The sequence below is a fragment of the Streptomyces avermitilis MA-4680 = NBRC 14893 genome (assembly GCF_000009765.2).
GTDB lineage: Bacteria > Actinomycetota > Actinomycetes > Streptomycetales > Streptomycetaceae > Streptomyces > Streptomyces avermitilis.
The window spans coordinates 372,684-391,999 of sequence record NC_003155.5 but is presented as its reverse complement, the minus strand read 5'-3'; the positions used below and the strand labels follow the sequence as shown (position 1 = coordinate 391,999).

Sequence of the window (19,316 nt, the reverse complement as noted above, 5' to 3'; positions counted from 1 at the left end):
TCTCGTCGTTGACCCGGCCGCGAATCGCAGTGGCCAGGTCGTTGAGCGTGCAGAGAGCCGGCAGCTCGAACGAGCCCTCCACCAGCCGTTTCAACGCGATACGGCAACATCGCGCGGTACGATGCCGCTCCGCCGTGCGTTGTTTGGAGACTTCCGTGTCAGCAACCAAGGTCCGTTTACCAGGACTGTCCAGGTCCGATGCCCTCGAGCTGGGCGAGTTCGTCGACCGCGGGGCGATCGCGTTCCACCACGAGCCCGTGCCGGAGGGGAGCTTCGGCGATCTCGGCGTGGTGACCGTTGTGGTGGCCGCTTCCGCCTACACGCTCAAGGGGATGGTCAGCTATCTGCTGTACCGCCACCGGGGCACGTCGTTCGAGGAGGTCGTCGAGATCGAGCATCCCGACGGCCGGATCGAGCGGAGGACTCTGAAGTGGCGGGACACGTCAAGCGAGTCCATCGACTCCGCATTGGCGAAGGAGCTCGCCTCCGCCACCGGCATTCCCTGGGATCAAGATGGTCGGTGACGAGAACTGAGCGAGCACTTCGCGTCGGCGCTGAGCGGGCGCAGCTTCATCAATCCGATCACCAACCAGACCGCCATCTCGTCCTTCCGGGCAGGCAAGCACGTCCAGGGCCTGATCGAGCGGCACCTCTCGCCCGACTGCCTGCCGGCCTTCCTGCACGAGGCGACCCACCACTGGTGCTTCATGAACACTGTCGGCATGGCAGTGAGCCTGCTGCACCAGCGCGCGCTGACCGATGCGGCGGCCTACCGCAGCGGACGTCGGCGCGACAAGGATGTCGCGCGCCGGATCACCGGCGCCATGATGCGGTACGAGGCATTCATCGCGCTCCAGCGCCCGCTCGCCGAGGGACTGGCACTGTTCGCCGAGTTCGACCTGTCGTCGTTCGGCACGCTGCCCCGGCTGTGCCCGGTGTTGGCCCGGGTCGCCGACTACTTCGGCCCCGGCGCGATCGCGTCCTTCGAACCGGAGGAGCACCAGGACGCGGTGACCCGCAACGTGCTCGACGTCATCCTCGGTTCGACGCGTCGGCAGCGGCAGGTCGTGACCCGCCGCTGCGATGTCCTCGTCCGGCCGGCCGATCCCGAGGACGGCGGCTACCTGCCCGGCTACTTGCTGGTGAAGGCGCTGTGGAGCGCCGGCATCGGAGTCGACGCCCGCCTTGGCGACCCCGAGCTGTTCTTCTCCTATGCCATCGAGTACTTGTACACCGACCTCGGGTTGATCGCCCACCTGCTCGACGAGGACGACAACCAACGCGCGGTCGACAAGATGATCGAGTACTTCGTGCGGCGGGTGATCGACTTCGGCCGCGCGGACCACGCCGCGAACCTCGATGAGTTCCTCGCGAGCCACCGGGACCGCAAGATGTACACGGAGTTCGACGCATGGGCGCGCCACAGCAACAGGCGGTGGAACGTCGACGACGCCACCGCCGACCTGGGGGCGGACCGGCTCATCGCGCTGCATGACGAAACGCTCGAACACGCTCCGGACGAGGACCTCGTCCGGAACATCGCGCTGATGTTCCAGCGCACGGTGCTGTCACTCGGCCGCCACCCGGTCACGGTCACCGTCGACGAGCGCGACCGGTACACCGTCACCGACGGCGAGCAGTCGGTCATGAGCGGCACGTACGCGTCCGGACTGCCCGTCGGAACGGTGGTCGACGGCCATGTCGACGTCTCCATCGACGCCCACACCGGCTGCGCCGCGATCGTTCTGTCGATCGGCGACGACGCGCCCGTGTACTGGTTCTCCGACGACGCGAGCGAGGACTGGCGGCACTCCTTCCAGGTCGCGCGGGCCGCCCTGTCCCGGGCGGAAGGTGAGGGCGAGGAGCTGCTCACCCTGCTGCGCGACGTCGCCAAGGAGGCGTCCGGCGTGATCTATCCCCTGGAGATCGCGCGGGATCGTGCCACCGGCGCCACCAAGGTGTTCACCCGACTGGCGGCCGCGGTGCTCAACGCGGCGATGGCGAACCGCACTCCCGATCTCGATGCGGTGGCCAGGTCCGCCGCGATCCTCGAGCCTGCCGGTCTGGCCGGCGTGTTCGACCGGATCCGCTATGTCCGCGCGCTGGCCTGGGGCGGCCTGGTCATGTCCACCGGCGCACTGCCAGACGTGGACACCGCGCGCCGGCTGTTCGAGGAGGACCGAGACATCCACCGCGTCGCCGAGACGTTCGACGAGGCGATGGACCTGATCCGCCGCACCGGCGTCGACAAGCTCGGCAACCCGCTCTACACCGTTCGCGACGGACGGCCGGTGTTCATTCTGTAGGCCAGTCCAGGTCGAGCAGGGACCTGGTGGCGCCGAAACGGAACCCGGTCGCGGCGATGGTCTCCAGCCGGTCGTCCAGCACCGCGTGATCCGACTGAGCGGCCAGCAGCCCGTGGATCCGGGGTGAACGCTCAGCCGCCTCCACCCCCTCCCCGATCGCGGAGGCCGCTCCCCTGATCACCCGGGTCAGGGCGTCTTTCAGCTCGCTCTCGCTCCCGCGGGGGCTCACGATCGTGGCGACACAACCACCCTTCACACCGTCAACGGGGTCGGTGACCAACGTGATCCCGAGATCGGAGAGATCGCCTCGCTGCCCATTGGCCACCATGTGCGCGAAGGACGTCCAGTGCTTCGCCATCTCCTTGGGCAAATGCTCCTCGGTGCCTTCCCGCATCGCGGCCAAAGTCGAGTCGAACGCGTTGCCGCAGCAGGCCAACAACAGGGACATCGACGACGTCATCCTGGCGTGATAAAGCACAAACGCGGGCAAACCGGGACGCAGCCGCCATTCGATCTCATTGAGTCCACCGGGCCGCTCCCGCAACCACAGCGGCCCGGCGAATCGCTCAGCGGACGGCGGACCCGAGACATGATCGGCGAACAGACGCACTGCAGCACCTTCCTAAAGATTTACCGGTATTGGGTGAGGTTGGCCATATCGGGTCTTCGAATTTAGTGGCGGTGTGCTCCTCGTCGGCTCTGGCGGGTGGTTGCAAACCTTTGCGCATCGGCGAGTCAGCGCGCTTTTGGCGTGCGCCGGGGGCGTGAGGTGGCGACTTCGCGCACGCCTTCCAGGACCTTTGGGAGAACCGGGGACGCCACCCTGGCCACGCTGGAGACTGGCGGGATAGGCGCGGCCTCCGCCCTGGCCGTCGGCGGCATCGCGTACGGGCTGCTGTCCCGCGAACGCCGGGAGTTGATGCGTGAGTGGGTTGTCCCACTGCACGAGGCGCTCGCGCAGCCGACACGCACCTGCGGTTCTCCCGCGACCTGGTCGCCGACCTCATCACCCAAAAACTCGCCCTGGAGGGCGTGACGTTCTCCTGGCACCCGGCCGAACGCAAGCCGTACGTGCTGGTGAAGAAGACCCGCAAGTCTCCGGCGGAGGCCGCCTTCAAGGACCCCAAGGTGCGCGACCTGGTGGCCAAGGCTGCGGAGCCTGCGCCCATCATCGGCTCCGGCGGCAAGCCGGTCTCCGTCGACCTGGATGCCGATTCGCCGCACATCCTGGTCTACGCCTCCACCGTCGGCGGCAAGTCGGTCATCCTGCGCTGCATCGCCTGCCAGATGATCCACCGTGGCTCGTAGGCGTTCGTCCTCTACTACAAGCGGATCTCCCATGCCTGGGCGCGCGGCATCCCGGACGTCACCTACTGCGCCGACATCGCCGACATCGCCGACATCCACGACGCTCTGGTCCAGCTCGGAATGGAAGGCCGGCGCCGCGTGCGCGTCGCCGACGAAGTCGGCATCGATGCCGACCCGGACGCCATCGGCGCGAGGCTGCTGATCCTCCTCGAAGAGGTCAACGCCACCATGCGGCAGCTGGCGCGCTACTGGGACAAGATCCGCGAGTCCGGTGACCCGAAGACCTCTCCGGCGATCGACGCGCTCATGGAGATTCTGTTCATGGGCCGTCGGGTCCGCATGCACGTGTTCCTTGTCGCGCAGTCCGCGACCGCCCGCGCCCTCGGAGGCCAGGAGGTCCGCGAGCAGTTCACCACCCGCATCCTCGCCAGCTAAAGCATGAACGCCTGGCGCATGCTCGCTCCCGAGATCCATCCCACGCCGAAGTCCACCAAGCACGTCGGCCGCGCCCAGGTCGTCATCGGCGGCACCGCGCGGGAGACGCAGGTGCGGTTCGATGCCGAAGCCCGCGCGTGGGCCACCACCGGCCCGACCACCACCGCGAAGAACCGCGCCGCTGTCCCCGCCCAGCCAGGACCGACGCAGCTGCAGAAGCCGACCGCCCCCGCCGCCCTGCCCGTGCGTAGTGACTCCAGCAGGCGTTGTAGGTCAGACTGGGACAAGGCCATCGGGCACCTCCAGGGTTGAACTGGCCGTTCACCAGGGAGATTTGCACGGTGGCCTGCCCTATGCGCAGGGAGCGGAGACCGCCATCGGATGCACGCCTGACCGGACGCCGCCCAGCCGACTTCAGACGGTCGGCATCGCGAGCGCGGTGAACACTCCCGGCCGCACCTGGAGTGCCCACCCCCGTTCCACCAGGCGTTTCGCCTTCGACCGCAGCCCCTCCACCTTCGCCGGGACCGCCTGAAGCCCCAGGGCCACGGCCAGCTGCTGGCAGCGCATGCCCTCCCGCCCCGCTTCCGACTCCAGCACCGACAAGATCTGCTGGTAGTCCGGCGCGAGGACCGACGCGGCCATGTCCCCGGTCCGCCGCGGCACCACCGCCCCCGCCACCGCGCCAGACACCGGCTCCGCGACTACGGAAGGCGGCTCGGCCAGTACCTCGGCCACCGTTGCACGGGCATCCACCAGCCGCTGAAGCGCGCGCTCCGAGGCGCCGAGCGCGGCCTGCACCTGCTCGGCCTCCTCCCGCAACCGCGCGATCTCTTCCGCGCACGGGAAGGTCTTCGCGCCTTATGGCGTCGGCTCACAGGGGCGGCTTCCTGTGCCGACCGAGGAGTTCGGTGAAGAAGGCCGCGAGGATCTGCTCGCCGCCCGGCGCGGTGAGCTCGAAACCACCGAAGCGGTAGATCTCGTAGCCGGCCAGGCGCAGCCGCCGGTCCTTGGCGACCATCTCCGCATACAGCCGCGGCACGGCAGTGTGGGTGACCCTTCTCGTCGGGCGGGTTCTCCAGGCCGTAGTGCTGTACGCCGTCGACCTCGATGACGATGCGGGAGCGGTGAACTCGACCGCAACCGGCTCCGCCACATCCGCGCCCTCATCGCGATCACCCACGGCCCGAGCCCGGACGACGGCGTGTGCATGGAGATCGGCTACGCCACCGCCCGCGGCGTACCCGTCATCCTGCTGACCACCGACTTCCAGGACTATTCCGGAACCCCCGCCGGCCCGGGCACCGTCTTCCCCGACCCGCTGCTGGACATCCTCGCCACCCGCATCATCCGCGCCCCCCGACTTGGGGCTCCACCAGACCTGCCCGGGTCCAGCCGCTTCGCCGACTTCGCCGCCCGCAACCACGCCCAGATCCAGCACGCCATCGAGGTCCGCGTCGACGCCGCATTACAGCTCCCTGTCCCCGCCAGCAGCGCCGTCCCCTCCCGAACGGGCAGCACCGTGTACGCCGAGTCCTCCCCGTACACCCCGGCGCACCACAAGCTGCCCGGCACGGGCGCCCGCCCCGGGATCACCGTCCGCCGTCCCACTCGCTTCGCGGCCACCGACCCCGAGGCCGCCACGCGTGCCGACTGGGCAGCCGCTCTCAGCTCCGACCGCATCGTCGTCGACGCCTGCGGCCCCGAGACCCCGCCCAATGCCGCCCTGCTGATCGGAGCGTCCTGCGCCACCGCCCAACCGGTGGCCGCCTATCTCCCGCGCAGCACCTACACCCACGCCTCCGGCCGCGAGCCCAACCACCGCAACCTGATGATCCAGTACGGCGTGGGCCATACGCTTCGCAGCGCGGAAGAGGTGACCGCGTGGATCGGCCCCTGACCATCGAGGAGATCACCGGACACCGCACCGTCGTGATCGAAGGCGGCGACGGCGTCGGCAAGAGCACCCTGGCCAAGCTCCTTGTCGCCCAGCACGGCTTCATCTCCGTGCACTCCCCGCGTACCCCCGACCACCAGGACCTGGTCAGCCGCTACCGCGAGCTCCTCGCCCGGCCGGGCCGGCTTGTTCTGGACCGCAGCTTCCTGAGCGAACTCGTCTACGGCCCCCTCTACCGCGGCCACTCGCGCCTCGCCTAGAGCCAGGTCCTCGACCTTGCCGAACTGGTCACCGAGCGCGACGGGCAGGCACCCTCACCGGAGGAGATCACCGCGCTCGCCGACGCCTACCAGCGAGCTTTCTAGTCGCTGGCCAGCCACGGCACCCGTTCTCACCTACGACACCGCATCGAACGCGGGTCGCACCACAGGCTGACTCCCGTGCCGTTCCCACCCGCCAGGCTCTTGAGCCTCGCTAGTGTTCCCCGAGAGACCGGACCGCACCGTCAAGGGGAACTGCCGTGGACATCGCCGACGCCCAGAAGCTTGCCTGGGAGAACAAGATTAACCAGGGCTTCAATACGACCGACATCCCACTTGAGTTCGGCCTGCTCAACGCCGAGGTCGGCGAGGCGTTCACGGCCTGGCGCAAAGGCCTGCCCGATCATGGGGAAGAGCTCGCCGACGTCTTCCTGTACCTGGTCGCAATTGCCGAGATGCAGGGTGTCGACCTCGGCGAGGAGGTCAGGCGCGAGATCGAGAAGAATGCGCGTCGTGTTTACACGCCTGGGGTCGGCGGCGCACTGGTGCGGACCGGCGGAGAGTAGTCCCTCAGTCGGCAGCTATTGCAGGCGAGGTAGCCGCGGTGACCGTGGCGGGGGATGGGGCGGCGTACAGCTGGCATGGGCCGATCTCTGAATAGGGGGCGCGAAAACCCGCTGTCACGCGGAGTCGCCGGAAAGACAAAGACGTCCTCGTTGCTGATCGCCGGACAGCTCGCCGAGGGATGCCTCCGAAGATCAGGCCGCGGGTGGGGTCCCGGAAGATCACGCGTTCCTGCCGCAGGGCCCGGAACAGGTTCCGCAACAATTTGTGAACCCGCGCGCTTTGGGCGGCGCCATGGTGGAACGCGGCGGGGTTAGGTCCGCAACTCAGGTCTGACAGGGCATCTACCGCCGACTGTGATCCAGCTACAGACTCGGGCGGTGATGCGGAACCGACGCTGCGGCGCGGCGTCCTCGACTGTGAAGGTCCATCGGACAGTGCCGGCCCGGTGCCGGGGCCCGAAGTGCCCGTGCCCCGCTGGGAACGCCCGGGAAAGAATCGGCCAATGACCGACCACCGCCGCCCGCTGGGCACCGGACCGCCCCGAGTCGGCTCGCCGCCTACACCACGTGCCCGCCTCGCCGCCGAAGGGACGCGGCCCTCCCCGGCCGCCCGACGACGCACCCGCCGCCGCCCGTTCGGCTGGTCACCGCACCCTGGGAGCCGGAACTGAGTCCGCCGCAGCACCAGCCGAGCCGCCGACCAGTCCGAGATTCTGCGCAGCCTGATCCGTCCCGACCAACCCCCCACCGTGGCCCCCACCATTCAGGTAGGACTCGCGGGCAGTCCGGCGCGGTTCGGCAGATGGCAGCGGGCGGTCCTGCCCACCATTCCCTGGCGCTGTCTGACGACCGCCATGGCGCCGGCCGCCCGCTGGGTGTGCCCCGGCGTTTGCGCTGGAGCTGTTGTCGGGCCGTCCCGAGCCTGCTGGCTCTGAGAAGCCTGGGCCGCCCCGCGGTGACGCCGGGTGCGGGACGACGGGCCGATAGCCTGGACCGGGGAGCGGCCGGGCGTCAGCGGGGAGGGAGATCGTGAGCATGGTGGGGGGCCAGTGGCCGGGAGCCGTCGAACGGCTTGCGCAGCAACTCGGCGCAGCCCAGGCGGCCGACCGGCGTGTGAAAGAGGCGAAGGCGACCGCGGCTCGCCAGAGCCCGAGCAGCACCGGCCTTGAACGCGCCGAGTACCAGCGCCGGCTGCGCGCGCACGTACAGACCCCCGAGCACAAGGCGGCGGCCCACGCCATCAGCGTCGCCGTGGCCCTGATGAAGGCGCACGACGCTGCCCTGCTGCGTTCGGCACACACACTGCTTGCCCGGCGCGCCAACGGACAGCGCCTACCCCGACGGTTGCCGCGGCCGCTCGTATTGCCCGGCGGTTATGCGCCCCAGTGGTGGATCAGCAGCATCGATTCCACGTACGCGGGCATCTGGCGGGCGATCCCGTCCCCCGGGCCGGAGCTCCGGCTCGGCAGCCCTAATGACCCGTTGGTGCAGGAGGTCGCCAAGCAGGCACGGCTGCTGCAGGCCAGCCGTGTGGGTTACCGAGGGCGCGACGACCTGTACGAGGCTTTTCACCCCGACGGCACGCGCGAGGGCGGCGAGCCGGTACCGCCGATCCGCGGCCTGAGCCCGGAGACGAGCCGCCGCACCAACCTTGCACTCGGCCGCGGCGACGGCATACGCATCCAGCCCTCCCGGATGGAGGAGGCCGGTCAGATGCACACCGACTACTTCGCCGTCTGGGACCGATCCCGCGCGTACGCGGCCGCCGTGCTCGCCCTGCTGCGGGCCCACGCGTAACTCGACCGCTCGAACGAAGACGCGCCATCCTGCGGCGACTTCATCCGCAGAGCGCGCGCGTTCGGGGACGGGTGTGGCACCGTGGACTTCAGGCCTGGTCCGTCGCTCCCCCCGTGGTGGCGGACCAGGCCTCACTGCGTGCTGGTGGCCGGCGCCCGCTATAGCAGGGAGATCGGGGAGGTCTGCGTGTGCGAGCTGCCCCCTGCCTTCGACTTGTCACAGCCGACGATCTCCCACCACCTCAAGCTGCTGCGCCAGGTCGGCCTGATCGACTGTGAGCGCCGCGGCACCTGGGTCTACTACTGGGTGCTGCCCGGCCTCCTGGACAAGCTCGCCGCGTTCCGCCGTGTCGGACGACATCCCTGGTGGCATGCATGACGCGATCGCGGGTACTGACGCGCACGGGGGAGTGAGGGCTAACACGTGGGATCCCATGCCGCCGGTGACGGCTGTACGGCACCGGATGAATACTTGATGCGCGCCGGCTACGCCCTGGGAGGAGACGACGGCTGCGTCGCCGAAGCCCGCCACCACGCCGTCGCCTTCCTCGACCAGGCCCACGCCGGCCATCACCTGTCCGTATCCGCTCGTGCGAGGGACATAACCCAACTGAGTGGTCAGCGAGCTGGTCACCAACGCCCGCAAGTACGCCCCCGGCCCCGTCCTACTGGAACTGCGTATCAACGCCCGCGCCGAGGAAGTCGTCGTGTGGGACACCCTCCATCGCTGCTCGAGGTCGATTACCTCACCGCCGGACACGCGGAAATCTATGTTGGCCGGAGTAGACATTGGGTGGTGGCGTGGTTATGGTTTCTCTCGTAGTCAAGAGAGACCGCAGGGCCTGGCAGAGATGAACTGCCGGGCAAGCGCACGTAGTTGTAGTTCGCGGGACGGTGCGGTGGTGGAGTGTCGAAGCCAGGGTTGTTGCAGGACGGCGACGGGACTGACGACCGGACCGGGTGGCCCGCAGTGATCAGGGGCCGCCGTGAGCAGTACCGCGTTTGACGCGGTGGCAGTACCCGTAAGTGCAGTTCGCGGTACTCAGCAGTGAAGTCAGTGAGCAGCACCTCGGTGAAGGCGTCGGCTGCGGACGCGCGCACCGGGAGGTTCGGCAGTGGGGTTCTAAGCCAGAGCAGACGCAAGACGGGCGACGGGGCTGGCTGCCGAAGAGCGGCGCTGTAACAGGCCGCTGAGCAGTTCGCATCACCAGCAGTACGCAGTACCCGCTCGATAGGTAGTTGATCAATGAGGGAAGAACGGAGGAGCCAGACGCCATCAGGATCGCCCGGGCCGACATCTTGAGCCCGGGTACCGCAGGACATCGATAGTGAGGTGGTCTCCGGTCAAGCAACCGCGATCCCCGCGCCCCCGACAGCAACTCGGTCGGGTCAGCGGAAACAGGAGGCCGGCGCAGTACCAGGGCCGGCAGATGGTGTAGCAGTTCCTTCGGGGCCCTGGTGCCAGTACGGCACCAGGGCCCCTCCATGCGTTCCACAGAGAGGTGCAATGACAGCAGACAACCCGCACAACCGACTCGACGACGACGACTACCCCGCCTACACCATGGGCCGGGCCGCCGAACTACTCGGCACCACCCAGGGCTTCCTCCGCGCCATCGGCGAAGCCCGCCTCATCACCCCGCTCCGCTCCCCAGGCGGCCACCGCCGCTACTCCCGCTACCAGCTGCGCATCGCCGCCCGCGCCCGGGAACTCGTCGACCAAGGCACCCCCATCGAGGCCGCCTGCCGCATCGTCATCCTCGAAGACCAGCTCGAAGAAGCCCAGCGCATCAACAGCGAACAGCGCCGCGCCGCAGCCCGGCACACGGCCGGCGTCTGACCCGCAGTGCACGGCGACGCACCGCACCCTTCCACCGATTCCAGAATATGAGCGCATGATCGCCGAAGATACTCAGCCGCCCGCACACGGACGGGAGTTCCAGCCCCGCCCCGACACCACCGACGCCCTGTCCACCCCCGTGGTTGATGCGCCTGCCAGCGCTACCGGCCAGCTCGCTGCCCGGCAGCCAGCCGCCGGCCTGGAAGGCGGGGTGGAGCGGGCGACGGCTGCGCTGAAGCCGAGGCTGCGCGGCTGGCTGCACGCCGGCGTGTTCCCCCTCGCGCTGGTCGGCGGCATTGTGCTGATCGCCGTTTCGCGTTCGGCTGCGGCGGTGGCGGCGTGCTCGGTGTACGCGTTGTCGGCCTGCCTGCTGTTCGGTACCAGCGCGGTCTATCACCGCGGGACGTGGGGTGCGCGCGGGGAGGCGGTCCTGCGGCGGATGGACCACGCGAACATCTTCCTCATCATCGCCGGCACGTACACCCCGCTGGCGGTACTGCTGCTGCCCGGAGGCGAGCAGTTGGTGCTGTTGGCCGTGGTGTGGGCGGGCGCCTTGGCCGGCATCGCCTTCCGCGTGCTGTGGATCGGGGCTCCCCGATGGCTGTACACCCCGTGCTACATCGTCCTGGGCTGGGTGGCCGTCTTCTACCTGCCCGACTTCGCACGCACCGGCGGCACCGCGGTCGTCGCACTGGTCATCGCCGGAGGTCTGCTCTACACCGCGGGCGCCGTCGTCTACGGCCTCAAGCGCCCCGACCCCTTGCCGGCCTGGTTCGGCTTTCACGAGGTCTTCCACGCCCTGACCATCGCCGCCTTCACCGCGCACTACACGGCCATCCTCCTGGCAGCCACATAACCGCGTCCGGAGCATGCCGAAGCGCAGGACTCGGGGGCGGACCCCTGGCCGCGCAGGGTCCGAGAGAGGCTGGTAACCGCGGCGTGCCCGGGGTCCCGTGGTGCAATGTGGCCTGTCCGGTACCGGGCTCGGCAAGCTCTTTCGCAGCATCCCGGGCCGAGTCCTGAGCGTCATCGAGCAGTGAGGAGCCGATGTGACCGCAAGAGAGCCGGACGGCGGGCGGTCCGCTCGTCTTCCCCGGAGCGGGAGCGGGAGCGGGAGTGGCCGGGGCAGGGCGATGACTCTCGCGGGGACGCTGGCGGCGGCGGAGGCAGCGGCGCCCGTGGAGTCGCTCGACGTGGTCGCGCGCATGCTCAAGGAGCACCTGGGGGCCGCGTCGGTGTCGTTCCTGATCACCGACTTCACCGGCGGCTCGGTCGTACGACTGGGGGCGGCGGGCAGCGTCGAGACCGATGAACCCGCCCAACGCATCACGCTGCGGGGCACCCTGTACGACGACGTGATCCGCACCCAGCGGCCGAGCGTGGAGGCCAAGGGCCAGGGCGCGCTGGTGCGGATCGTCGCCCCGGTGACCAACCGCGGGGACGCCATCGGGCTCCTCGAACTGTTCCTGCCCGCGGCACCGGACGCGGAGGTGATGCGGGAGATCGGCGAGACCGCGCACGCCCTGGCGTACATCGTCATCGCGAACCGGTCCTTCACCGACGTGTACCAGTGGGGCCGCCGCACCACCCCGCTGAGCCTGGCCGCGGAGATCCAGCACCGGCTGCTCCCGGCTTCGCTGGCGTGCGAGGCGGCACAGTTCGCGGTGGCCGGGGCGCTGGAGCCGGCCGACCACGTCGGCGGTGACACCTTCGACTACGTGATCGACCGCGACACGGTCCAGCTCTCCGTCACCGATGCCATGGGTCACGATGTCGACGCCGCACTGCTGGCCACCCTTGCGGTGGGCGCCTTGCGCCGGGCACGGCGGGCCGGTGCCGACCTCGCCGAACAGGCCCGCCAGGCCGACCAGGCCATGCGCGAGCACGGCCACAAGGGCTACGTCACCGGCCAGCTCCTGCGCATCAGCCTGATCGACGGCACAACCGAGTTCATCAACGCCGGGCACCCCTGGCCGCTGCGGATGCGGAACCGACAGGTGCGGGAGATCACTCCGAAGATCGATATGCCGTTCGGCTTCCACGCCCCGCACAGCTACCAGGTCCAGTCGCTGGACCTGCGGCCGGGCGACCGGCTGGTGATGCTGACCGACGGCATGCTGGAGCGCAACGCAGGCAGCCTCGATCTGTCCGACCTGATCATCCGCACCCGCGCGCTGCATCCCCGCGAGGCCGCCCGCACCCTCATCGCGGCGATCGTCGACGCCAACGACGGCCATCTGCAGGACGACGCGACCGTCATGTGCCTGGACTGGCACGGCACCAACCACTCCCAGCGTGACGCCGCCACCGGCGCCGACCTCACCGACGCCTCACGACCGTCAAGGACGGGACGGACCACTCCCGGGCGATGATTCTGGGCGGGTGTTCCGGGCAACCGCAACGACTGCAAGGCAGGGGAGCTGTCCGGCGCGAAAGCCGCCGTCGGCCACGAACGAACGTGCGTCCTGGAAGTGGCCGAGAAGCACATCCTGGGGCCAGAACCAGCCGTCCCGGCGGCGCCCATCCCTGCCCGAGAGTGTCACGTGATCCTGGAGGACAGCGCTGTTTCTCGGTAGCCGCGTTTCGCAACCAAACTGCCCTGACGCTCCCTCCGGGGCCTTGCATCCGTCCGGGTCAGTCGTGATGGCGGCGGGGCCAGGCTCCGGCGAGGGTGGGGTGGGGCTCGACGTTTCTGTCGGCACCTGTCCCCTGTTCCGAGGAGCACTGTCATGTCCGATCGCAATACCCTCATCCGCAGCCTGCACGATGTGGGTCTGGCAGCCTGGTTCGGCGGCTCTCTCATGGGCGCGGTCGGTCTCAACGGAGCAGCAAAGGACCAAAGCGAGACGGCCCGGGCCAGGGCACGGATCGCCTCGTCGGGGTGGGCGAAGTGGACGCCGGTCAACGCCGCGGCCATTGGCGCGCACCTGTTCGGCGGCGGCGGACTGCTTGCGGTGAACGCTCACCGGGTCGCCGCCCAGAAGGGCGTGGGGGCCTCTACCACGGCCAAGACCCTGGTCACCGCTGCGGCCCTGGCCGCCACTGCCTACGGCCGTGTCCTGGGCAAGAAAGTCGAGCTGGCTGCTTCCTCCGACCCGCAGGACGCCAAAGAGGCTGCCCGGCATCCGATCGACATCGACTCGGCCCAGCGGCAGCTGGCCTTCGCGCAGTGGGCGGTACCGGCCCTGACCGGATGCCTGGTGGTGCTCAACGCCCTGCACGGTGAGCAGCAGCGTCCTGAGGAGCAGCTGCCCGGCATGTGGGAGCGGGCTCGCTCCGCCGCCACCCCCTTCATCCCGCAGCACTCTTGAGGGATCTGCTCGCGCAGCCCCTAGTAGGGCTCCGTTAGGTTGCTCTGGCTCTTGGGTTGTGGCTGGTGGTGGATGTTTTGGGCAGGGGGCGGTGGCAGGTGGTGCAGGTGCCGCTCCAGCAGTTCAGCAGGTCCTGGATGGCGTCGAGGGTCTGGTAGAGGGTGAGTCCGCTGTACCGGCTTTTGGGGCCAGACGCTGTTCGGTGAGGAACGCGTGGGCGGCGGTGACCAGGGAGACGTGGTGGTGCCAGCCGGTCCAGGAGCGGCCCTCGAAGTGGTCCAGGCCGAGGCCGTGCTTGAGTTCGCGGTAGTCGTGCTCGATGCGCCAGCGGATCTTCGCCAGGCGGACCAGTTCGGCGAGGGAGAGCGTGTCGGGCAGGTTGGACAGCCAGTAGTCGGTGGGCGCCTCGGCGCCTTCGGGCCATTCGACCAGCAGTGTGACCTCGGGCAGGACACCGTCCCAGCAGTTTTCGTCTGTGGCGGCGGCCTGGGCGAGGCGTCGGGATTTGACCCCGGCCGGCCGCACCCGCAGGGACAGGAAATGCGAGCGCATCGGTCCGCGGGAGCCTTCCCGCCAGGTCACCTCGGTGAAGGCCTGCCGCCCGTGGCCGGTCGCCAGCGCCGCCACCGAGGACGGCTTGTCGCGGTAGCGGGGCTGGGGCTTGCGGCCGTTGCCCGACCAGGGCGGCGCGAAAGGCTCGGCATCGTGCGGATGGACGGTCACATCCGAGCGGATGGCCGCGACATAGCCGATGCCCCGGCCGTCCAGGCCGTCGCGGAAGTCGGCGTTCTGCCCGTAGCCGGCGTCGGCCACCACCACCGGCGGCACCAGCCCCCACCCGGCCAGCTCGTCGAAGATGTCCAGAGCCAGGCGCCACTTCTCCCGGTGCCCGACCTCTGGCGGTATCCCGGTCTTCTGCCGCCGTGGCGCGTCGTGCGCCCACTCCTGGGGCACGAACAACCGCCACTGCAGCGGGCAGGAGGCAGTGTCGGAGACCGCGTGCACGCTCACCGCGACCTGGCAGTTGGCCTGCTTGCCCAGCGCCCCGCAGTACTGGTGCGCGACCGCGACCGACATCTTGCCGTCCTTGGGGAACGACACGTCATCGACCGCCCAGGCATCCGGGCCGATCTGCGCCACCATCCGCTCCGCGATCCGCCGCCGCACCGGCACCGGATCCCAGGTCGACTGGTTCACGAACTGCTGCAGGTTCTGCTCGTTGCCATCCGGCAGCCGCTCTGCCATCGGCTGGATCGACTTACGCCGTCCGTCCAGCATCAGCCCCCGCAGATAGCAGTCGCCCTTCGCCCGCTGGTCCTTACGCGGCACCGACGCGAACACGTCAGCCACGAATAATGCCAACGTCGCCCGAGCACGGTTCACTTCATGTGCATCCACACCTTCAACATGCCCCCAAACAGGACCGCGAGACAGACCTAACGGAGCCCTACTAGATGATTGAGTCCAAGGGCTCGTAGCCGTAAACCGCCAGCGAGTGGTGTCGCATGTCGCTGCCATCGTCCGCCCAGCACGTGCAAGGCGTGCCCGTTTCATTTTGGCGGTCAGCGGAGAGCACGCGATGCATGCCTCAGCGACTCGGTGGACGTCTGGGTCGGGGCCCGGCTGGGGAATGGCCTTGAGTCTCCACTGACTGGAGACAGCAGAGTGGGGGACATGGACGTTACGACCCTCTACTCGATCGGGGAGCTTTCCCGGCGGACCGGCTTGTCTGTGAGGACCATCCGGTTCTACTCCGATTCGGGGGTGGTAGCGCCGACCACCCGTAGTCCCGCCGGTTACCGGCTCTACGACCTCGACGCACTGCTCCGTCTGGAACTCCTGCGCACACTGCGCGAGCTGGGCATGGACCTGGCCACGATTCAACGGGTACTGGACCGTGAGCTCTCGGTGGCGGAAGTCGCCGCGGCGCACGCCGACGCCATGGACGTCCAGATCCGGACGCTGCAACTGCGTCGGAGTGTTCTGCGAGTCGTGGCCAGCCGCGGGTCCAGTCCCGAGGAGACCAAGCTCATGCACAGGCTCACGCAGTTGTCCGGCGAGGAACGCCGCCGTCTGATCGACGATTTCATGGATGGCACCTTCGGCACAGTGGATGCCGACCCAGCCGCGGTGGCCATGGTTCGCGCTGCCACTCCCGACCTCCCCGATGATCCGACCGGCGAGCAGGTCACCGCGTGGGTGGAGCTCGCCGAGCTGGTCGGCGACGAGGATTTCCGTGCCCGGATGCGCCGGACGGCCGTACGTCAGGCGGCCGGGCGCCCGCTCGACATCGAATGCGATGCCGGCGAGGAACTGATGGAGTTCACCCGTCAGAAGGTGGCCGAGGCCATGGAGGCGGGCATCGACCCGCTCAACGACAGGGGCGCACCCGTCATCGACGACCTCGTGCACCGCTTCGCCGAGGTGCTCGCGCGCACCCCTGACACGGAATTCCGGGACTGGATGGCCCAGCAGTTCGAAGAGACGCACGATCCCCGGGTAGACCGATACTGGCAGCTGGTATGGATCGTCAACGGCTGGCACGTAGTACCGAACCTGATCCCGGTGTACCCCTGGCTCATCCAGGCCCTGCGAAATAGCCGTGACGCATAGTCACCGCAGTGGGCACGCCCCGGATCCCTGAATGAGTCCAGAGGATCACCTGCGGACATGAGGCGAGGGCGTCCAACGTCGATGTGTGACTAACAACCTGGACACCCTCGCAACGGCACTCTATGCCCGGATTGACGACGAGTTGAAGGCTTCACCGTGGCTGGCGCCGTGGCGGCCTGCCATCGGAATCACGCCCACACTCAGTGACGCCGAGCTGATCACGCTCGCGGTCATGTCGGCGCTGCTCGGATACACCTCTGAGCGGCGCTGGCTTCGCCGCGTCGGGCGGGACTTCGGCCACCTGTTTCCCTACGTGCCCCAGCAGTCCGGCTACAACAAGCGGCTGCGCGCCGCGTTCTCACTGCTCACCAGCATGATCCGGATCGTGGCCCGCGATACCTCACTGTGGAGCGACGATGTGTGGCTGGTCGACTCCACACCGGTCGGCTGCGGTTGCTCCCGTGAGACGGCCAAACGCTCGGACCTGGCAGGCTGGGCCCAGTACGGCTACTGCGCATCACACTCGCGATACTTCTGGGGGCTGCGTCTGCACCTGGTGTGCACACTCGGCGGGCTGCCGGTCCTGTTCGCACTCACCGGGGCGGACGAGCGCGAAACACTGCGCGACATGCTCGATACCGCGCCAGACGTCCTCGCCGCTCACCCCGGGCAGACGATCATCGGGGACAAGAACTACTTCGGCCGCGAGTTCGAGCGCGGCCTTGCCGAGCGTCACCTGAAGTTGCTGCGGCCAGCCCGCAAGGGGGAAGCCGAGCCGACCGGGTCACACCTGTTCAAACCGCTGCGGCAGGTCATCGAGTCGATCAATCAGACCTTCAAGGGGCAGCTCAACCTGGAACGACACGGCGGCAAGAGCCCTGCAGGAGTGTCAGCCCGGGTCTTGTGCCGGATCCTCGCACTCACAGCGGCGATCTGGCACAACGACCAAACTGGACAGCCCATCAAACGATCACTCACAGCCTACGATCACTGACCGCAACAACACCCCTTGGACTCATTCATCTAGAGAAGGCAGATCTTATGGGGGCGAATCTCGCGGGGACGAGCCTCACCGGTGCGACGCTTACTGACCTTGGCGTTATAGCGTCTGGTCTCGTCAGACCTGGTGACAGGGCCCGTCTTGGCTGGTAGCCCGGAAGTATGCGGTATCCGGACGGGGGCGGGCTGACCGCCGAGCAGCGCAAACGCCGCGAAGAGGTACGCATGCGGGCCGCTGACCTCTTCGAGGGGGACGTAAAAGTCCCGTGCATCGCCCGGGAGTTACGGGTGAGCGAGAAGTCGGTCTACCAGTGGCGCCGTGCGTGGGCGTTGAACGGGCGCGAAGCACTGCGTTCCCAGGGACCCCCGGGCTACGACTGCCGACTCGGCCCCCACCTGCAGGCCAAGCTCGCGACGTGGCTCGACGAGGGGCCGGCCGCGCACGGCTGGAGGGATGACCAGGTGTGGACCGCCGCAAGAGTCCGCACGCTGATCGGGCGGAAGTTCCACCTCTCCTACAGCATCTCCGGGGTGACCCGGCTGCTGCACCGCATGGGCTTCAGCGTGCAGATGCCCGCCCGGCCCGCCGCCGAACGCAACGAGGACGCGATCACCGCATGGCGGGAGGCGACCTGGCAGGAGGTAAAACCCTCCGGGTGAGCTTCCCCCGGTGTGCGGGAGGTGCTGATCAGCTGGCCAGGGCGGGTTGACGGGGTTTCAGGTTCGTTCGTTCGGCCGTTGCCTGGTCGGCGTAGTGCTTCTCCTCGAACTCGACGGGGCTGAGGTAGCCGAGCCGCTTCTGGATGCGCCGGGAGTTATAGAAGCCGTCGATGTACTCGAAGAGCGCGAGGTTGGCCTCGGCGCGGGTGGTGAAGGTGCGCCCACGGATGCACTCGGTTTTGATGAGCATCCAAAGGTTCTCCGCGAGGGCGTTATCGTACGAATCCCCGACCGAGCCCATAGATGCCTCAACTCCCGCTCTCACAAGGCGAGTTGTCAGCTTCACGGATGTGTACTGACAGCCGTGATCGGCATGGTGCACGAGTTGTCCGGGCTCGACCTCTCGGCTGGCCAGGGCGTACTCCAGTGTGGTGAGGACCAGGTCCGCGTCCGCGCGGGCGGAGGTCTCCCAGGCCACCACTCTCCGGGAGAACGCGTCCCGGATCGCCGAGAGCCACAAGGGTCCCTCACCGGTCGAGATCATCGTGAGGTCGGTGACCCACAGCCGGTTCGGGGCGGGTGCGGTGAAGTCGCGCTCGACCAGGTCCGGGGCGAGCGTGGCCTTGGGATCCCGGCGCGTGAAGCCCTTTCGGCGCGGGCTGATGCCCGCGATGTCGGCCTCGCGCATAAGGCGCTCGACCCGTTTGCGGCCCACGTGCACACCCTCACGCTTCAAGACGGCGTGCACGCGCGGTGAGCCGTAGATCCCGCCGGAGTCCGTGTGGATCTGCTTGATCTGCTCGGTGAGTTCCGCGTCCCGGCGCCGACGTTCGCACGGCTCGCGCTCTGCGTGGCGCCAGCGGTAGTACGTGGAGGAGGCGAGGTGCAGTTCCCGAAGTACGCACTCGACCCCCAGGTGCGGGTGCTCGTCGAGGAGCGCGGTCACCTGGGCCGGGTCGGGTCGAGCTGGGCCGCGAAAAAAGCCGAGGCTGTCCGCAGTACCTCGTTCGCCCGCTTGAGCTGGGCGTTCTCCTTGCGCAGCGCGGCGAGCTCGGCGCGTTCGTCGGTGGTGAGCCGGTCGTCACGCTCGCCGGCATCGGCCTCGGCCTGGCGGATCCATCCGCGCAGGGCCTCGGGGTGGACGCCGAGGTCGACGGCGAGCTTCTTGATCTGGGGCTTCGGGTCCGCGGTGCGGTACATCCGCACCGCACGCTCACGCAACTCCAGCGAGTACTTTCAAGACCACGGAGTTAAGGCCGATCCGGGGTTGTCAACGGGATCCGGGATTTTCGGGGAAGCGCAGGTCATGGCAACGGGGCTCCTGG

Annotated in this window: 21 protein-coding genes and 3 pseudogenes; 18 read left to right on the top strand and 6 right to left on the bottom strand. The window is 68.6% G+C overall.

What is annotated here, in order from left to right; translation table 11 throughout:
- Positions 1-155: 155 nt before the first annotated feature.
- Both SAVERM_RS02170 and SAVERM_RS02165 read left to right on the top strand, forming a co-directional pair.
- A complete protein-coding gene (locus tag SAVERM_RS02170; RefSeq protein WP_037652591.1) occupies positions 156-524 on the top strand; it encodes a hypothetical protein in 369 nt (122 codons plus the stop codon).
- A 198-nt stretch (positions 525-722) separates the two neighbouring features.
- On the top strand, positions 723-2,306 hold the full coding sequence (locus tag SAVERM_RS02165) for a hypothetical protein (RefSeq protein ID WP_037652592.1): 1,584 nt from the start codon (positions 723-725) through the stop codon (positions 2,304-2,306).
- Here the strand turns inward: SAVERM_RS02165 and SAVERM_RS02160 are convergent.
- Positions 2,296-2,916, bottom strand: coding sequence for a hypothetical protein (locus SAVERM_RS02160; RefSeq protein WP_010981770.1), 621 nt, complete (start codon positions 2,914-2,916; stop codon positions 2,296-2,298). The two genes, SAVERM_RS02165 and SAVERM_RS02160, sit on opposite strands and share 11 nt — an antisense overlap.
- Positions 2,917-3,233: 317 nt before the next feature.
- Here SAVERM_RS02160 and SAVERM_RS42595 point away from each other — a divergent pair, with 317 nt between their 5' ends.
- The 3 genes from SAVERM_RS42595 to SAVERM_RS42140 all read left to right on the top strand — a co-directional run bounded on the left by SAVERM_RS42595 (position 3,234) and on the right by SAVERM_RS42140 (position 4,361).
- The gene (locus SAVERM_RS42595; RefSeq protein WP_010981768.1) at positions 3,234-3,614 is read left to right on the top strand and encodes a hypothetical protein; all 381 of its coding nucleotides are present in this window, start codon (positions 3,234-3,236) and stop codon (positions 3,612-3,614) included.
- 138 nt (positions 3,615-3,752) lie between these two features.
- Complete coding sequence (locus SAVERM_RS42590) at positions 3,753-4,049, top strand: hypothetical protein (RefSeq protein ID WP_052082479.1); 297 nt, start codon at positions 3,753-3,755, stop codon at positions 4,047-4,049.
- Positions 4,050-4,052: 3 nt separating this feature from the next.
- On the top strand, positions 4,053-4,361 hold the full coding sequence (locus SAVERM_RS42140; protein ID WP_010981766.1) for a hypothetical protein: 309 nt from the start codon (positions 4,053-4,055) through the stop codon (positions 4,359-4,361).
- A gap of 102 nt (positions 4,362-4,463) precedes the next feature.
- Here the strand turns inward: SAVERM_RS42140 and SAVERM_RS02140 are convergent, their stop codons facing one another.
- Both SAVERM_RS02140 and SAVERM_RS39295 read right to left on the bottom strand, forming a co-directional pair.
- Positions 4,464-4,871 carry a hypothetical protein gene (locus tag SAVERM_RS02140; RefSeq protein WP_010981765.1) on the bottom strand — a complete coding sequence of 136 codons (408 nt, stop codon included), beginning with the start codon at positions 4,869-4,871 and terminating at the stop codon, positions 4,464-4,466.
- A gap of 52 nt (positions 4,872-4,923) precedes the next feature.
- A complete protein-coding gene (locus tag SAVERM_RS39295) occupies positions 4,924-5,091 on the bottom strand; it encodes a hypothetical protein (RefSeq protein ID WP_237528695.1) in 168 nt (55 codons plus the stop codon).
- 105 nt (positions 5,092-5,196) lie between these two features.
- On the opposite strand from SAVERM_RS39295, the pseudogene SAVERM_RS43800 reads away from it, so the two are divergent.
- From SAVERM_RS43800 to SAVERM_RS02095, 9 genes and pseudogenes are all read left to right on the top strand, one after another.
- Positions 5,197-5,949: pseudogene (locus SAVERM_RS43800) on the top strand (nucleoside 2-deoxyribosyltransferase); the annotation flags it as partial.
- Complete coding sequence (locus SAVERM_RS02130; RefSeq protein WP_063774019.1) at positions 5,934-6,206, top strand: hypothetical protein; 273 nt, start codon at positions 5,934-5,936, stop codon at positions 6,204-6,206. The pseudogene SAVERM_RS43800 and the gene SAVERM_RS02130, both read left to right, overlap by 16 nt.
- Positions 6,207-6,466: 260 nt before the next feature.
- On the top strand, positions 6,467-6,772 hold the full coding sequence (locus SAVERM_RS02125) for a MazG nucleotide pyrophosphohydrolase domain-containing protein (protein WP_010981762.1): 306 nt from the start codon (positions 6,467-6,469) through the stop codon (positions 6,770-6,772).
- Positions 6,773-7,807: 1,035 nt separating this feature from the next.
- Positions 7,808-8,569 carry a hypothetical protein gene (locus SAVERM_RS02120; RefSeq protein ID WP_037652596.1) on the top strand — a complete coding sequence of 254 codons (762 nt, stop codon included), beginning with the start codon at positions 7,808-7,810 and terminating at the stop codon, positions 8,567-8,569.
- A gap of 162 nt (positions 8,570-8,731) precedes the next feature.
- Positions 8,732-8,947, top strand: a pseudogene (locus SAVERM_RS02115) (ArsR/SmtB family transcription factor); the annotation flags it as partial.
- A gap of 1,128 nt (positions 8,948-10,075) precedes the next feature.
- Entirely contained in the window at positions 10,076-10,408 is a 333-nt protein-coding gene (locus tag SAVERM_RS02110; RefSeq protein ID WP_010981759.1) for a helix-turn-helix domain-containing protein, read from the top strand.
- A 55-nt stretch (positions 10,409-10,463) separates the two neighbouring features.
- Entirely contained in the window at positions 10,464-11,264 is an 801-nt protein-coding gene (gene trhA, locus SAVERM_RS02105; protein WP_010981758.1) for a PAQR family membrane homeostasis protein TrhA, read from the top strand.
- A 277-nt stretch (positions 11,265-11,541) separates the two neighbouring features.
- The gene (locus SAVERM_RS02100; RefSeq protein WP_010981757.1) at positions 11,542-12,780 is read left to right on the top strand and encodes a PP2C family protein-serine/threonine phosphatase; all 1,239 of its coding nucleotides are present in this window, start codon (positions 11,542-11,544) and stop codon (positions 12,778-12,780) included.
- 357 nt (positions 12,781-13,137) lie between these two features.
- Positions 13,138-13,719: a hypothetical protein gene (locus SAVERM_RS02095; protein WP_010981756.1), complete on the top strand. Its 582-nt coding sequence runs from the start codon at positions 13,138-13,140 to the stop codon at positions 13,717-13,719.
- A gap of 123 nt (positions 13,720-13,842) precedes the next feature.
- Here the strand turns inward: SAVERM_RS02095 and SAVERM_RS02090 are convergent, their stop codons facing one another.
- Entirely contained in the window at positions 13,843-15,117 is a 1,275-nt protein-coding gene (locus SAVERM_RS02090; protein WP_010981725.1) for an IS701-like element ISSav4 family transposase, read from the bottom strand.
- Positions 15,118-15,393: 276 nt separating this feature from the next.
- On the opposite strand from SAVERM_RS02090, the gene SAVERM_RS02085 reads away from it, so the two are divergent.
- The 4 genes and pseudogenes from SAVERM_RS02085 to SAVERM_RS02075 form a co-directional block, all read left to right on the top strand.
- On the top strand, positions 15,394-16,332 hold the full coding sequence (locus SAVERM_RS02085) for a helix-turn-helix domain-containing protein (RefSeq protein ID WP_037644670.1): 939 nt from the start codon (positions 15,394-15,396) through the stop codon (positions 16,330-16,332).
- Positions 16,333-16,417: 85 nt separating this feature from the next.
- Positions 16,418-17,326, top strand: coding sequence for an IS982 family transposase (locus tag SAVERM_RS02080; protein ID WP_010981754.1), 909 nt, complete (start codon positions 16,418-16,420; stop codon positions 17,324-17,326).
- A complete protein-coding gene (locus SAVERM_RS45715) occupies positions 17,236-17,484 on the top strand; it encodes a pentapeptide repeat-containing protein (protein ID WP_369407254.1) in 249 nt (82 codons plus the stop codon). Before SAVERM_RS02080 ends, SAVERM_RS45715 begins: the two co-directional genes overlap by 91 nt.
- Before the next feature lie 9 nt (positions 17,485-17,493).
- Positions 17,494-17,979, top strand: a pseudogene (locus SAVERM_RS02075) (helix-turn-helix domain-containing protein); the annotation flags it as partial.
- A 40-nt stretch (positions 17,980-18,019) separates the two neighbouring features.
- Here SAVERM_RS02075 and SAVERM_RS02070 read toward each other — a convergent pair.
- Both SAVERM_RS02070 and SAVERM_RS02065 read right to left on the bottom strand, forming a co-directional pair.
- A complete protein-coding gene (locus SAVERM_RS02070) occupies positions 18,020-18,937 on the bottom strand; it encodes an IS3 family transposase (RefSeq protein ID WP_010981752.1) in 918 nt (305 codons plus the stop codon).
- Positions 18,934-19,218 carry a transposase gene (locus SAVERM_RS02065; RefSeq protein WP_371861211.1) on the bottom strand — a complete coding sequence of 95 codons (285 nt, stop codon included), beginning with the start codon at positions 19,216-19,218 and terminating at the stop codon, positions 18,934-18,936. The genes SAVERM_RS02070 and SAVERM_RS02065 overlap by 4 nt, the downstream gene beginning before the upstream one ends.
- Positions 19,219-19,316 lie beyond the last annotated feature (98 nt).